This is a genomic window from Anaerococcus lactolyticus ATCC 51172 (genome assembly GCF_000156575.1).
GTDB classification, from domain to species: domain Bacteria; phylum Bacillota; class Clostridia; order Tissierellales; family Peptoniphilaceae; genus Anaerococcus; species Anaerococcus lactolyticus.
This window is the reverse complement of record NZ_GG666046.1, coordinates 166,135-180,676: the sequence shown is the minus strand read 5'-3', so window position 1 is coordinate 180,676 and position 14,542 is coordinate 166,135. Positions and strand designations below refer to the sequence as shown.

Annotated in this window: 16 protein-coding genes; 3 read left to right on the top strand and 13 right to left on the bottom strand. The window is 36.9% G+C overall.

Annotation, left to right across the window (positions count from 1 at the left end; all coding sequences use genetic code 11):
• Positions 1-60: 60 nt before the first annotated feature.
• The 4 genes from HMPREF0072_RS05445 to HMPREF0072_RS05430 form a co-directional block, all read right to left on the bottom strand.
• Positions 61-1,014: an L-lactate dehydrogenase gene (locus HMPREF0072_RS05445; RefSeq protein WP_037326934.1), complete on the bottom strand. Its 954-nt coding sequence runs from the start codon at positions 1,012-1,014 to the stop codon at positions 61-63.
• A gap of 95 nt (positions 1,015-1,109) precedes the next feature.
• On the bottom strand, positions 1,110-1,832 hold the full coding sequence (locus tag HMPREF0072_RS05440; RefSeq protein ID WP_004828079.1) for a copper homeostasis protein CutC: 723 nt from the start codon (positions 1,830-1,832) through the stop codon (positions 1,110-1,112).
• 96 nt (positions 1,833-1,928) lie between these two features.
• Positions 1,929-2,462 (bottom strand): cysteine hydrolase family protein, encoded by a 534-nt coding sequence (locus HMPREF0072_RS05435; protein ID WP_004828077.1) that lies wholly within the window; start codon positions 2,460-2,462, stop codon positions 1,929-1,931.
• Between the two features lie 13 nt (positions 2,463-2,475).
• Positions 2,476-2,910: a hypothetical protein gene (locus HMPREF0072_RS05430; protein ID WP_004828076.1), complete on the bottom strand. Its 435-nt coding sequence runs from the start codon at positions 2,908-2,910 to the stop codon at positions 2,476-2,478.
• 146 nt (positions 2,911-3,056) lie between these two features.
• On the opposite strand from HMPREF0072_RS05430, the gene HMPREF0072_RS05425 reads away from it, so the two are divergent.
• Positions 3,057-3,410, top strand: a complete 354-nt coding sequence (locus HMPREF0072_RS05425; protein ID WP_004828074.1) for a class II SORL domain-containing protein — start codon at positions 3,057-3,059, stop codon at positions 3,408-3,410.
• A gap of 156 nt (positions 3,411-3,566) precedes the next feature.
• Here the strand turns inward: HMPREF0072_RS05425 and HMPREF0072_RS05420 are convergent, their stop codons facing one another.
• From HMPREF0072_RS05420 to HMPREF0072_RS12590, 4 genes are all read right to left on the bottom strand, one after another.
• A complete protein-coding gene (locus HMPREF0072_RS05420; protein ID WP_004828071.1) occupies positions 3,567-4,238 on the bottom strand; it encodes a 5'-methylthioadenosine/S-adenosylhomocysteine nucleosidase in 672 nt (223 codons plus the stop codon).
• 150 nt (positions 4,239-4,388) lie between these two features.
• Entirely contained in the window at positions 4,389-5,420 is a 1,032-nt protein-coding gene (locus HMPREF0072_RS05415) for an enoyl-CoA hydratase/isomerase family protein (RefSeq protein ID WP_039931166.1), read from the bottom strand.
• Positions 5,421-5,563: 143 nt separating this feature from the next.
• Entirely contained in the window at positions 5,564-6,610 is a 1,047-nt protein-coding gene (locus HMPREF0072_RS11985; protein WP_004828067.1) for an FAD-dependent oxidoreductase, read from the bottom strand.
• A complete protein-coding gene (locus tag HMPREF0072_RS12590; protein WP_004828065.1) occupies positions 6,559-7,341 on the bottom strand; it encodes an FAD-binding protein in 783 nt (260 codons plus the stop codon). Before HMPREF0072_RS12590 ends, HMPREF0072_RS11985 begins: the two co-directional genes overlap by 52 nt.
• A 221-nt stretch (positions 7,342-7,562) precedes the next feature.
• Between HMPREF0072_RS12590 and HMPREF0072_RS05405 the strand changes: the two genes are divergently transcribed.
• Both HMPREF0072_RS05405 and HMPREF0072_RS05400 read left to right on the top strand, forming a co-directional pair.
• Positions 7,563-8,087, top strand: coding sequence for a sigma-70 family RNA polymerase sigma factor (locus HMPREF0072_RS05405; RefSeq protein ID WP_004828064.1), 525 nt, complete (start codon positions 7,563-7,565; stop codon positions 8,085-8,087).
• A complete protein-coding gene (locus tag HMPREF0072_RS05400; protein WP_004828061.1) occupies positions 8,071-9,060 on the top strand; it encodes a hypothetical protein in 990 nt (329 codons plus the stop codon). The genes HMPREF0072_RS05405 and HMPREF0072_RS05400 overlap by 17 nt, the downstream gene beginning before the upstream one ends.
• Positions 9,061-9,105: 45 nt before the next feature.
• On the opposite strand, the gene yihA is transcribed toward HMPREF0072_RS05400, so the two are convergent.
• The 5 genes from yihA to HMPREF0072_RS12465 form a co-directional block, all read right to left on the bottom strand.
• Positions 9,106-9,693, bottom strand: a complete 588-nt coding sequence (gene yihA, locus HMPREF0072_RS05395; RefSeq protein ID WP_004828058.1) for a ribosome biogenesis GTP-binding protein YihA/YsxC — start codon at positions 9,691-9,693, stop codon at positions 9,106-9,108.
• Entirely contained in the window at positions 9,690-12,020 is a 2,331-nt protein-coding gene (lon, locus tag HMPREF0072_RS05390) for an endopeptidase La (RefSeq protein ID WP_004828056.1), read from the bottom strand. The genes yihA and lon overlap by 4 nt, the downstream gene beginning before the upstream one ends.
• A gap of 55 nt (positions 12,021-12,075) precedes the next feature.
• Complete coding sequence (clpX, locus tag HMPREF0072_RS05385) at positions 12,076-13,290, bottom strand: ATP-dependent Clp protease ATP-binding subunit ClpX (RefSeq protein WP_004828054.1); 1,215 nt, start codon at positions 13,288-13,290, stop codon at positions 12,076-12,078.
• A gap of 1 nt (position 13,291) precedes the next feature.
• Positions 13,292-13,888, bottom strand: a complete 597-nt coding sequence (gene clpP / locus HMPREF0072_RS05380) for an ATP-dependent Clp endopeptidase proteolytic subunit ClpP (protein WP_037326878.1) — start codon at positions 13,886-13,888, stop codon at positions 13,292-13,294.
• A 48-nt stretch (positions 13,889-13,936) separates the two neighbouring features.
• Positions 13,937-14,542, bottom strand: a 606-nt coding sequence (locus HMPREF0072_RS12465) for a trigger factor (protein ID WP_004828049.1), incomplete at its 5' end; no start/stop codon positions are given.

The following is a 14,542-nucleotide window of genomic DNA, read 5'->3' as shown; positions in this document are numbered from 1 at the left end:
ACTAAAATAATTTACTATGCAAAAAATAAGGAAGTAGAATCCTACTCCCTTATTTTTTTATTAATTTTTATCTTCTACAAGCCCAGAATCAACCATTACCTTTCTAAGGGTGTCAGCTGATTTTTTCATTCTTTCTTTTTCGGTATCTGTAAGTGGCACATCTATTACCCACTTTACGCCTTCCTTGCCGATTACTGATGGAACACCAATGAAAATATCTTTTTCTCCATATTCACCATCAAGGTAGGATGAGGTTGAATATACTGAATTTTCGTCATTTATGATAGATTCTACAAGCCTAGCAAGAGCCATGCCTATACCGTAAAAAGTTGCTCCCTTTTTATTTATTATTTCATAGGCAGCGTTTCTTACCTTTTCGAAAGTATCTAATAGGGCCATTTCGTCTACTTCTGAGTGGTTGGCTACCCATTCATAAATTGGAAGACCGCCAACATTGGTATGGGACCATACTGGAAATTCTGTATCCCCGTGCTCACCTAAGATAAAAGCATCAACACTTCTTGGGTCAATGCCAATTAGGGAAGCAATTTCTTTTTTAAACCTTGATGTATCAAGACTTGTACCAGAACCGATTACCTTTTCTGCAGGAGCACCAGAATATTTCCATGTTGCATAGGTTAGGATGTCTACTGGATTTGAAGCAACTACATAAATTCCCTCAAAGCCAGAATCCTTAATCTTACCAATCATATCCTTAAAAATCTTTAGGTTTTTGCCTACTAGATCAAGTCTGGTTTCACCTGGTTTTTGTGGGGCTCCAGCTGTGATTACAACCACTTCTGCATCCTTGCAATCAGAATAATCTGCCTTGAAAATCTCCTTTGGTTTAGTAAATGATAAGGCATCTGAGAGATCCATAGCGTCACCCTCAGCCTTATCTTCATTTAAATCTATAATTCCAAGCTGCCTACCTATACCTAAGATTGTTGAAGCATAGGCAAAAGATGAACCTACTGCACCATCACCAACCAAAATAATTTTGCTATCTTTAATCATATTTCCTCCTTTGTAAAACTTATTTAACTTTCTAAATTCTATTTTTATTTTAACAAAGATTGGAAAAATTACTATGACTCAAATCACAATTTTTATTTTTTTAAGTCATCAATAGCTAATCTCGCTGCTTCAACAAGGCCGGAACTGGTCCACCTATAATCATCAAAAGCCTTGCCAAAATTATCATAGGCAATTTCGCTTTGGCCTGTGTAACTAGCTGATAAATGGAAATTTTCTATGCCGGTTTTTTCGTAAATTTCTTTGATATTTTCATGATTAACCCCAGAGCCAGCCATAATTTCAATCCTATCTCCGTATTCAATTTGCAAGTCCCTTATCAAATCCAAACCATCAACAGCTTTTGGTTTTTTGCCAGAAGTTAGGATTCTTTCAAATCCCATCTTAATCAACTCTTCGATTTTTTCCTCACCGTCGATTGAATAATCAAAAGCTCTGTGAAGAACAACCTTCTTTGGAAAAGCTAAATATACAAGTTCCTTCATAGTTTCTATATCAAGCCTACCCTCCTCATCAAGGACACCAAGGACAAAGCCATCGATTGGCTTATCCTTAAAAGCAATAATTGTCGCCTTCATCTGGCCAAGCTCAAAATCATCATATGTAAAATGTCCTGGCCTTGGCCTAACCATGACAAATTTTTCTATATCTTCATACTCACAACAAATATCAACAAGACCAACATCTGGTGTAAGCCCATCAAGACTTAAAGCCGAGCAAATCTCAACCCTATCAGCCCCACCATAAAAAGCACCAACCATCCCATCAAATGAATCAATACAAATTTCAAGTTTCATAAAAGCTCCTTTAGTTTTTCTATTTCTATTATAGCAAATAAAAATATTATATAAAAAAATCCAACAAAAAAAGCTATGAGTACTGAAACTCATAGCCTATAATTCTTGCCTAAAATCAGCAAATTTTATTATATTTACCTGACAGGATGCCATGGCGACTAGGCTTGCTTGATGGGCAGCTTCGCTTGTAGCCTTGCACAAGTCTTCAATGACTGTCACCTCTGTATTAAGAAGGGCATTTTTGATCATGATAGCATTTGATAGGACACAGATGTCTGTACAAATTCCAACCATGTAAATATTTTTGATTTTTTCTTTTTTATCTAAGTCTTTAAGATAATCAACAAGTTCATAAGACCCAAAAGAAGGCTTATCTATTATCTTTTTATCCTTGGTAGGGATTTTTATTTCCCATCCTTTACTTCCCCTTATGCAGTGGGTCACAGGTAGGTGTTTGCCCTCAAGACTTTCCAAATAAGATTCCTCGTGAGTATCTCTAGTAAAAATCACTTCACCCTTAAAATCATCCACCAATTTTTCAATCGGACTGACTATCTTCTCATTGCCCTCATTACCAAGGGCACCGTCTACAAAGTCATTTTGCAAATCAACCACTAATAATACGTCCATTTTTTCCTACTCCTTAATTTTTCGCTTCCAATTCTCTTATTTCTTTTTCGAGCTTCTCACCTAGACCTACTATGGCGTATCTTAATTCTTTTAAGGCAACTAAGTTTTCTTTTATTTCTCCTCGGACTCTTATGTCGGTGAAGATATTGTCAAAAACCATGTCAAATAACTCGTCTGAGAAACTATCTGGTATGGTATCTGGCAAGCTTATATCAACATCACTTAGTTCTTTATTCAATGATTTAAGACTAGACGATATTTCTTCTAGGCTACGATTTGCCTCTCCTATCTTGTTTCTTTTAACAAGGCTTGAAATTAAGCCTCCTCCTAAAATATCTAGGATACCCCAAGATGATGCTGACTCTAATTGCTTGATTCCTGCATCTATCCTTACAATAACTTGGTCTACGGCTTCTCTTGCTTCTTTTAATTCTTTTAACCTATCCATAGTTGCTCCTTTATTTAATTATATTTTAAGAAGAATTATTTGCAATATAGTAATTTGTTAAAGTAACTTTGTTGAAAAATAAGTGTTTATAAATCATCAGCTAGGGTATATTATTTAATGTAGACTATAATATATGGAGGAATAATATGAAACTAACAGAAACAATTCAAACTGCTGATTGGAAAGCTGAAAAACACGTTCCAGTAATCCACATCGCCAAAGAAGATGGTCTTGTTCACATCAAGGCTAACGTTGGTGAAGAAGTTGCTCACCCAAACACATTTGAACACCACATCGCATGGATCAAAGTTTTCTTCAAACCAGAAGGAGCAAAATTCCCAATCGAAGTTGGTTCTTATGAATTCAAGGCTCACGGTGAAGAAGAAATCTTCACCCAACCATGTGTTGAAGCAAGAGTTAAAACAGACAAGGGCGGCGAAGTTTACGCACTTTCTTATTGCAACATCCACGGTCTTTGGGAAAATTCAGCAGAAATTTAGTATTTTAAAAAGCAAGGTTCATGCCTTGCTTTTTGCTTGCCAATTTTTATTAAAAATCTTTATATTTTCAATTCCCAAATCATTTTACAGATATTTTCCTCTTTAAAAGCCCAAATTTATTCACTTTATAAATGAATTTTATCCCTAGAGCAAAAATTAAAGAGCTTTGATGATATCATCAATTATCCCAACTGCGACTTTTGACGCACGTTCAAAATTTGCATAAAACTCTGCTCCACCTTCAGTTAGTGCATCTGATACTGCCTTTATCATGAGGAAATCTGCCCCATACAAGTGACAGGCTAGGGCAATAGCAGCTCCTTCCATGTCGACAATATCGCAAGACCACTCCTTGGCTAGCTTGCTTTTTGCATCAAGACCTGCTATAAATTTATCACCTGAAGCAAGCTTAACTTTTTCCAAGTGTGGGTCAATCTTCATTGCCAAATCTACAAGCTTGCCCGTAGTTTTCATAGCAACATCATCAAAAATCTCGTATTGGCCTTTTGCTACGTCATCTACATCAGATGTGTCCCATTCGTAATGGCTCACACTTTCCACAACAGTAAGCTCTTCCACCTTGCGATCATTTAAAGCGCCCACAACCCCATAATTTATAATGGTAGTGCACTTATAAACATCAAGTAGAAGGGTCATAGCAATTGCAGCACGAATTTGCCCTGCACTTGAAGGGCAAACAAAGACATCCTTGCCATGGATATGGTATTTCAAAACTTCAAAGCTACCATGCTTGTACCTTTCGATTGGTTCTTTGTAGATGTTATAAAAAGCATCAAATTCAACTGCTACTAAAATTCCTATATTCATCTAATCACCTCAGAAATATTATATAATTTATTGACCAAATTTCCATTAGCTTACACTAGGGCCTGTGAGCCCATAAACAAGCTAGCTTTGGCCCTTAAATATATGGCTTATAATTTTTAATCCTTATTTATTCCAAGTAGGATTTCTCTCCTATTTGATCCCTAAAAGCCTATCAACCTCTTCGTGGTCCACATCTTCGAGACTTTTTGTTGGCCAGGTTGGATTTTTGTCCTTATCTATCAGAACTGACCTAATGCCTTCTTCAAGAGCACCTGTTTTTCGACCGTATTTAATAATTTCTAAATCTAAGTCAATAGTTTCTTGCTTTGTCAGCTTTTTGCCTAGGAAATATTTTTTGAATTGGACTTCTAACATAAAAGGATCTCTATTATTTAATATAGCCAGACTTTCTTTTGCAAAATCAGAATCACTTGCTTCTAGACTATTTTTGATTTCTTCTACCCCATCTTTTGAGAAGTGCTTTTCTATTTCTTCTAAATTTTTGGTATTCTTTGTTTCTTTTGGAAGCTGGTTCAAATCTAGGACTTTTTCCTTAAAATCTTCTATCAAATTTTCTGAATCTGCGTCCATATCCATAAGCCTATTAACAAGTTCGCCATAGTCTTTTGAATCAATCAGCATATGACAAAATCCATAGCTTAGAAGGTCATCTGGATAAAGCCTTGCCCCAAGTAAGCCCACATATTGACCCATGGCTTGTGGTAATTTTGATATGAAATATCCTACTCCCACGTCTGGAACAAAGCCAAGACTTGTTTCTGGCATGGCCCAATTCACAGTTTCATCTGCTATTATTAGGTCAGAATGGATGCTAAGACCTATTCCCCCACCCATGGTAACCTCAAACCAATGGCTAATGATTGGTTTTGGGTAGGTCATTATATATTTATCAAGGGCAAACTCCTCTTTGAAAAATATGTCCTTATCCTTAGCCTCATCATTTTTAAGATAATCTACATATATTTCCTTAAGGTCTCCCCCTGCACAAAATCCTCGTTCTGATTTTGAGTCAAATAAAATAGCCTTGATTTCCGAGTCCTTTTCCCAAGATTTCAAAGTTTCTTCGATTTTTCCTATCATTTGTCGGTTTAGGGCATTTAGGGCCTGAGGCCTATCTAAATAAATTATTCCTATCTTGTTTTTTATTTCAGTTTGTATCATAAATTCTCCTAGCTTTTGATTAAAGCTTTTATATTTTTTCGCTATCTTATATATACCGTAAAGCAACTAAAGTTAAACAATTATTAGCAATCTTATTAATTAAATAAAAAATAGCTCCGAAGAGCTATTTTAAATATTATATATTATTTTTTTGCGTTTGCTGCTGCATTTTCACCAGCTATTTTTCCGAATACAGTGATGTCAGCCATAGCTACTGATCCAAGTCTGTTTGAACCATGGATGCCACCTGTAACTTCGCCTGCTGCATAAAGTCCCTCAATCCACTTGCCGTCTTTGTTTAATACCTGAGCGTCTGTATTAATTTTTAGACCACCCATGGTGTGGTGAACTGCTGGGGCTGCCTTCATCATGTAGAATGGAGCATCTTTTACTTGCCAGCCTAACATTCTTAGGTTAAATTCTGGGTCTTCTTTCTTTGCAGAGTTTTCATTGAAAGTCTTAACTGTTTCAAGAAGGGCATCCTTGTCGATTCCAAAGTGGTCAGCTAATTCTTCAAGAGTGTTAGCCTTAACCATTAGGCCCCTATCAACTAAAGATTCTGCTTCTTCTGGATTTGATTTCATAGTGCCTGTTTTTTCGTTTGATGTTTCATCCCAAAGTAGGTAGCCAACATAGTCTATCTGCTTTTTGATTGCCATTGAGATTTCTCTTCTTGTGCCCAATTCTTCTACAAATCTCTTACCCTCTTTGTTTACAAGAAGGGCGCCACCAACAAGTCTAGTGTCTCCACAGTAAAGAAGTTTGCCTGTTTCAACGTCACATACTGGGTAAAGTTGGATTTTATCCATGTCAACAGTATCAGCACCAAGTTTTTCTGCCATTAGGATACCATCTCCTGTAGCTCCTGGTGAGTTTGTTGATTTGACGTGTTCGTCGATTTCCTTATCATATTCATAGCACATTTTAGCATTGGCACCAAAACCACCTGATGCAACTACAACTGACTTAGCGTTTACAACTAGGTCTCCTTCTTTGGTTTCTGCCTTGATACCACAAACTTTTCCATCTTTTGATAAGATTTCTTTTACATCTGCTTCTTTGATTACTTCTATTCCTAATTCTTCTGCTTTCTTTAGGTAGTTTTTGATTAGTTCATTACCTGTGTGATCCGCAGGAATTAGAGATCTTTTACAGAGTGACCACCAAAGAACATTAGTGAATCTAACCACTTAACTCCGATGTCATCTCTTAGCCAATAAGCATCTTCTGTAGCCTTATCAGCAAGCACCTTGATAAGTTCTGGATTTTCACCTGCTTCTTCTACGTCTATAGCAAAAAGTTCCTTGCTATCCTTGGTGCCTTCTTCTTTTTGAAGGTCATTATCTGGAGCAGCATATTCTCCACCAGAAATTAGAGTATTACCACCAACTGTTGCAAGTTTTTCAACTAGGATTACATTTGCTCCTACTTCCTTGGCACTAACTGCTGCAGCAAAACCTGCACCACCACCAATTACAACTACATCAGTTTCTTTTTCAACTGTCTCACCTTTTTTAGCTTCGCTTTTAGCTTCAAAATTCTTTACATCCCTACCACTAGCTTGGATGGCAGCCTTAACTGCTTCTATAACAGCGGTAGATGTAACTGTTGCACCTGAAACTGTCTCAACATTTACAGAATTATTTGCAATAATTTCGTCAACAAGCTTATCAGCTGCCTCATCGCCTAGACCTTTTGTTTCTTCATGAGTAAGATCGATTTTAGCAATCTTATCTCCATCAAAAGTTACAACTGCCTTAAGATCACCATTGTGACCCTTTGCTGTACCCTCACCTGTAGTTTCACCGACTGTAGAATCTTTGCCATCTCCTGCCTTATTATCAGTTTTTGTTCCACCACAAGCTGATGAAAGCATAGATATTGAAAGTAATAATGCTAATGTTTTATTTTTTTCATACACTCTCCTTTATGTATTCTGTTTCACCAGTATGATATCAAAGATATGAAACCTTTGCGAGCACCTAAGCTAGCCAATTGAAGCAATATTTATAAATAATTATCTAATAAATTATTTATGCACACAGGTTAGGTCTTGGGTCGTAATAACGCATATTTATAATTATTTTTTTTATTTGATAGAAAGTTAGGACTCTCTACGAATACATAGGTGAAGGAGGGCATATGAATGAAGAAAAAATAATACAAGGCATAAAAAATAGAGATGAAAAATCCCTTAGAGCCTTTATCGACTCCTATGGCCCGGTTATGAAGGCATCTATCTATAAGGTTCTTACCTTTAATGAAAATGTCAGGATGGAGGTCCTAAACGATAGCGTGCTCGCAGTTTGGGATAATATAGACTCCTTTGATCCTGCAAGGTCTTCTTTTAAAAACTGGTGCGCTGGTGTGGCAAGGTATAAAGCTATAGATGCCCTAAGAAAGGAAATCAGGCACAAGAGTGTAGATTTGGACGAAGTTTCTCCTTACTTATCAACTGATGATGACATAAGTATTGACGAAACAGAAGAAATTTTGAAGGTCCTTGACGAAAAAGACCGAGAAATTTTTAGGAAATTATTTATTGAAGGCTATTCCTACGATGATTTGGCTAAGGTCTACGACATATCAAAGGCAGGACTTTACAACAGGGTAGCCAGGGGTAAGAAAAAAATCAAGGAGGAAATCCAAAATGAAAAATGTTTATGATAAGATAAACGACCTAGACTTTGAAACTAACGAATTTGAATTAAATGATATAGAAAGGGAGAAATTATATATGACAGCAAAAACTTATAAGAAAAAATCAAATAAAAAATATATGGCAGTTGCAGCAGCCCTCTTGCTTGCGCTAGGACTTACTGTTCCTCCTGTAAGAGCAGAAGTTTCTAAGGCCTTTACAGACCTTAAAGTCTCTATGATGGAAACAATAGGAGCAAGTCCTGAATCATACAAGTACGTAACAGAACTTCATAAACCAATACAAATAGGCGATGAATCAATTGTGCTCGAAAATCTTGTAATCGAAGATGACAAGGTCTACTCAACTATCCTACAAGACCCAAAGGGAAGAAGCCTTGAAGAAGATATTTCTAATAACACAAATATCTACAAAATAGTAATGAATGGTGAAACTTACAAGGCTTTAGGTTCAAGTGGATCAAAAGGAATGTCAGATGACGGCAAGGCCTTTGTTTCTGAATCTATGACAACATTCAACAAGACTTTCCCAGAACTAAATCAAGCAGATATTGACCTTTACATTGGAAGCGGCACTTCAAATGAAGTTGTATCAATCAAAGCAAGTTCAAATATAGTAAATAAAGACAATAAAGTATTAGCAGAAAATTATAAACTTGAAAATGGGGCAAAAATTAAGTTAATGAAAATAAACCCAATCACCATGACAGCAGTACTCGAAGGTTTAGATAAGGACTACACTTATGAACTTAATGGTGTAGATAAGGACGGCAAGAAAATCGAAATTGACTTAAGAACAGTTGATAATGGCGTATCCACCTTCATTTATAACAAAGACTTCTCAGACCTAAGCCTAGATGAAATCAAGGACGGCAGAGAAATCACCTTCACCTTATCAGCTTCAAAAATAAATAAAAACTCAGGCAGACTAACAGACGGAAATTACGAAAAAATCGCAGTCTTTACACTATCTGCAAAATAAACATCAAAAAAGTAGGTGAAATCACCTACTTTTTGCTTGCAATTTTTAAGCATTTATTATAACTTCAACCTGCTCTTCTAAGACGTCCTTGTTGTGTTTGGTCTCTGAGGAGTAGGCGAAGATTAGGCCTTCGTCTTCTATTTCTAGTTTCTTTTTGATTTGATTAATGTGTTTTTGGATTTGACCCTTAGAGATTTTGTCAAACTTGGTTGCGATTACAAAACCCATATAGCCAGAATCAATAATCCACTCATACATTTGCTTATCTTGGGCTGTTGGCTCGTGGCGGATATCTACTATCAAAAATACTTCCTTGAGGTTTTCCCTGTCGTGGAGGTATTCGTTGATTAGTTTATCCCACTTGGCCTTTTCTGCCTTAGATACTTTGGCAAAACCATAGCCAGGTAGGTCTACTAGCCTAAAAGTATCATTTGCCCTATAAAAATTTATAGTCCTGGTCTTACCCGGTTTGGAAGAAATCTTGGCAATGGCCTTCCTATTTGAAAATGAATTTATAAAGGAAGACTTGCCGACGTTAGACCTACCTACAAATGCAATCTCAGGCAAGGCATCTTTTGGCCACTGGGCCTTAAAACCTGCCACCTGTTCGAGTTCTATATTTTTAATTTTCATATGAGAGCTCTTTCTATAACTTCTGAGACATTTGATACTGGAATAAAGTTAATCTTATCCCTGATTTCCTTGTCAATGTCTTCTGTATCACGCTCGTTATCCTTTGGAATTATCACGTTTTTAATGCCATAAGCGTAGGCTGCAAGGGCCTTTTCCTTTAGGCCACCAATAGCTAAAACATCACCTGTGATTGTGACTTCACCTGTCATGGCGAGATTATTTTTAACCTTCCTGCCTGTAAGGGCTGAAGCAATGGCTGTGGTCATAGTTATACCTGCAGACGGGCCGTCCTTAGGAGTTGCCCCTTCTGGAACATGGACATGGATATCCTTATCTTCGTAAAACTTACCCTTAATACCAAGTTTACCTGCATTTGACCTTATATAGACAAGAGCTGCCTGTCCAGATTCTTTCATGACATCGCCAAGAGAACCAGTAAATTCTACATTGCCCTTACCTTCCATGACGTTAGCTTCAACTGTAAGCATAGTTCCACCAACAGATGTCCAAGCAAGACCATTTACAACTCCCACCTTCTCTTCTTTTAGGATATGATCGTCAATAAATCTCTCACGACCCAAAAACTTGGTGTAGTTTTGCATGGTCACCCTGATGGTTTTCTTGCCCTCAAGGATTTCCTTGACGGAGCGACGGCAAATCTTGCCGATTAGCCTTTCAAGCTCCCTCACACCTGCTTCACGAGTGTATGCCTTTATCACTCTTTCTATAACCTTATCTGAAATTGAAAATTCATCTTCCTTCAAACCTGTATTTGCCATCTGCTTTTTAATCAAATATTTTTTGGCAATATTTAGCTTTTCACTTAGGGTATAGCCAGATAATTCAATCACTTCTAGCCTATCAAAAAGCGCATCTGGAATGGCGTTGATGTCATTGGCTGTAGTTAGGAAAAATACATCCGACAAATCAAATGGTATATCCAAATAACGGTCAATAAATTTATCATTTTGCTCTGGATCTAGGACTTCAAGCAATGCACTTGATGGATCTCCCCTAAAGTCTGATCCTAGTTTGTCAATCTCATCTAAGAGAAAAACTGGGTTTTTAACTCCAATTCTATTGATATTGGCAATGACACGACCTGCCATGGCACCAACATAGGTTCTCCTGTGACCACGAATCTCAGATTCATCAGTCACCCCACCAAGTCTCATTGAAACAAACTCACGATTTAGGGCGCGAGCAACAGACTTAGCAATAGAGGTCTTTCCCACCCCTGGAGGACCGACTAAACAAATTATAGACCCTCTTACAGACTTATTTTTTATCTTAACTGCTATTGACTCAAGGATTCTTTCCTTGACATCTTTAAGACCGTAATGGTCCTCATCAAGAATTTCAGAAGCCTTTTTGATATCAAGACTTTCCTTAGATTTTTTGCTCCAAGGAAGGCCAACTACAAAGTCTAGATATGATGACAAAACCCCATAATCAGGACTCATTTCTGGGATTAGATCTAGCCTATCAAGGTCTTTTTCAAGCGATTTTCTCGCTTGTTTGTCAAACTTAATCTTCTTTATCTTTGCCCTAAGCTCATCAACTTCGTTTTCTGCTTGGCCAGTAGTAGATGCAAGTTCCTTCTTCAGAACATCCATCTTTTCCCTTAGGTAGTATTCCTTCTGGGACTGGTTGATATTTTCCGTAACAGCAAGCTCTATTTCTGTTCCTAAGTTTTTAAGTTCTATTTCCTTATTTATAATCCTATGGGCAAGCTCCATCCTCTCCTTAGCGTTAAAGGTTGAAAGTATTTGATAATATTCCTTTGGTGCAAGATCAAGATGGTAAGTAATTAAGTCCACTAGCCTGTGATAGTTTTCTATTTCAGTCATGCCATAAGCGATTTCGTCAGGGATATCATCATTAATCATGGCAAAATCCCTAAATTCACTTACTAAAAGCTTGCGAAGTGCTTCTAGGATATCTGTTTTTTCTTCATTTTCTTCTATATATTCGTATTTTTCAACCTCAGCTCTCAAGAAACCTTCTGCAACATGGAGATTTTTAATTTTCCCAAGGCCTGTTGCCTGAACAAAAACTCTCACATCTCCATTTGGCAAAGGAAAAGTTTCCTTGATTTCTGCAACTATGCCTATCTCATGAAGACCATCCATTTTTGGATTGTCATCAAAAATATCAAGCTGGTTTACCAAAAACAACTCTTCATTGTTAAGTTTTGCGTTTTCTACAGCGTTTTTTGATATAGATCTTGATGAGTCAAAGTTGAGCATAGTAGTAGGCATGACCCAATACCCTCTAAGGGGTATTAGGGGGAGATTTACTTCACTTATTTTATAAACTTCTTTCATGTTTGCCTCTCTTAGTTATAAAAAGGGAAATGACTAGCATTCCCCCTTTGTATCTTTATTTCTTTTTATATTCTAGTTTACTATGGTCATCAATAGATTCTTTAGTTACAATTACTTCTTTGATTTCATCTCTTGATGGGATTTCATACATCACATCCAAAAGGAGATTTTCAATAATTGTCCTTAGACCCCTAGCACCTGTCTTTTGATCATAGGCTTTTTTTGCTATCTCTGAAATTGCATCGTCATTAAAACTTAGCTTTACATCATCCAGGTCAAAAAGCTTTTGATATTGTTTGATTAGGGAGTTTTTTGGCTCCTTCAAAATTCTTACAAGAGCCTCTTCGTCAAGAGCATCAAGACTAACTATAATCGGAACCCTGCCTATAAATTCTGGTATCAAACCGAATTTTAATAAGTCATCTGTATTTACCATGGATAGGTCAGTTTTTTCTCTCTTTGTAATATCTGCCCCAAAACCAATGGTCTTATCCATTTGTCTTTGGTTTATGATATTGCCGATGCCTTCAAAGGCACCACCCAGAATAAATAAAATATTTGTAGTATCTACCCTAATATATTCTTGAGATGGGTGCTTTCTTCCACCCTGAGGTGGAACATTAGCCTCAGTTCCCTCTATTAATTTAAGAAGGGCTTGTTGGACGCCTTCCCCACTTACATCGCGGGTTATAGATGGATTTTCACTCTTTCTAGTAATCTTATCTATCTCATCAACATAGATTATACCAAGTTCTGCTGCTTCAATGTCATAGTCAGCTGCTTGGACTAATTTTAAGATAATATTTTCTACATCCTCACCCACATAACCTGCTTCGGTAAGGCTTGTAGCATCTGCAATGGCAAATGGAACATTAAGCTTTCTGGCAAGGGTTTGAGCAAGAAGAGTCTTTCCTGATCCTGTTGGTCCAAGCATTAAAATATTTGATTTTTGTAATTCAACTTCTGAATCGTCTTCGTTGCTAGTAATTCTTTTGTAGTGGTTATAGACTGCCACAGATAGGGTCTTCTTTGCATCTTCTTGACCAATTACATAAGAGTCAAGGTAGGCCTTAATATCTTTTGGTTTTGATAATTTAAAATCAAAATCAAATCCATTATCGCCACCCTTTTCTTCTTTGATAATATCAGAGCAAAGCTCAACACATTCATTGCAAATATAACCATCTGCCCCTGCTATTATCCTCTTGACCTGGCTGGCATCCTTACCACAAAAAGAACATCTTACCGTACTTTTTTCCTTATTAGCCATTTTACTTATTACTTTCTATTACTTTATCAATTAGGCCGTATTTTAGGGCCTCTTCTGCTGTCATCGCGAAATCTCTGTCTGTATCTTTTTCAATAGTCGCTAAGTCTTTGCCAGTATTTTCTGACAAAATCCTATTAAGGTTAGCCTTTATTTTTAGGATTTGCTCAGCTTGGATAACTATGTCTGATGCTTGACCTTGGGCCCCACCTGATGGTTGGTGGATCATTATATTGGAGTTTGGTAGGGAAAATCTCTTGCCTTTGGCTCCTGATGATAATAATACAGCCCCCATTGATGCTGCTTGGCCAATACAAATTGTAGATACATCTGGTTTTATATAATTCATTGTGTCATATATGGCAAGACCACTTGTCACAACTCCACCTGGGGAATTGATATAAAAATGTATATCCTTATTTGGGTCTTCACTTTCAAGGAAAAGAAGTTGGGCGATTATTATATCGCTCACTTCATCACGCACTTCTCCAGATAGGAAAATTATCCTATCCTTTAGAAGTCTTGAATATATATCATAGGCTCTTTCGCCTCTATTTGTTTGCTCAATGACAGTTGGTACTAAATAATTTTTAGCTAACACTGTGTCTCCTTTCTGGGGCATTCCCCTGGAAACTGCTAAGAATAGCTATTAGTCTTCTTTCTTTTCTTCTTTTTTAGCCTTAGTTTCTTTTTTAGCTTCTTTCTCAACTCCCTTGTGGTATTCTTCGTGAGGAAGAGCCTTTGCCTTTGAAGCAAGAAGTTCTACAGCTTTTCTTCTCTTAATATTTTCTACAAGGGTATCATCTGATACGTTCTTAGCGAAGATTTCTTTGAATTTTTCAAGGTCTTCTACGCCATAATTTTTAGCAGTTTCTTGTAGTTCTTTTTCTTTTTCTTCATCAGTAACTTCGATGTTTTCTTTTAAAACTACTTCATCAATTACAAGGTTGGCCTTAACCCTAGCACTAGCTTGCTCTTTATATTGGCCACGGATTTGTGCCATATCCATCTTTGTAAGCTCGATATATTGGCTTAGGCTTAGTCCCATGCCTTGAAGTCTTTGATCAAGGTTTTGCATTTCATAGTCGATTTCTTTATTAACCATGCTAGCAGGAGCTGTCACTTCAGATTTTTCTACTAGGGCAGCTACAGCTTGGTTTTCTCTTGCATTTTGAGCATAAGCTTTTTTATCTTCAGCTAATTTTTCTTTTAGAGAGTTTTTAAGCTCATCAAGTGTGTCGTATTCTGAAATATC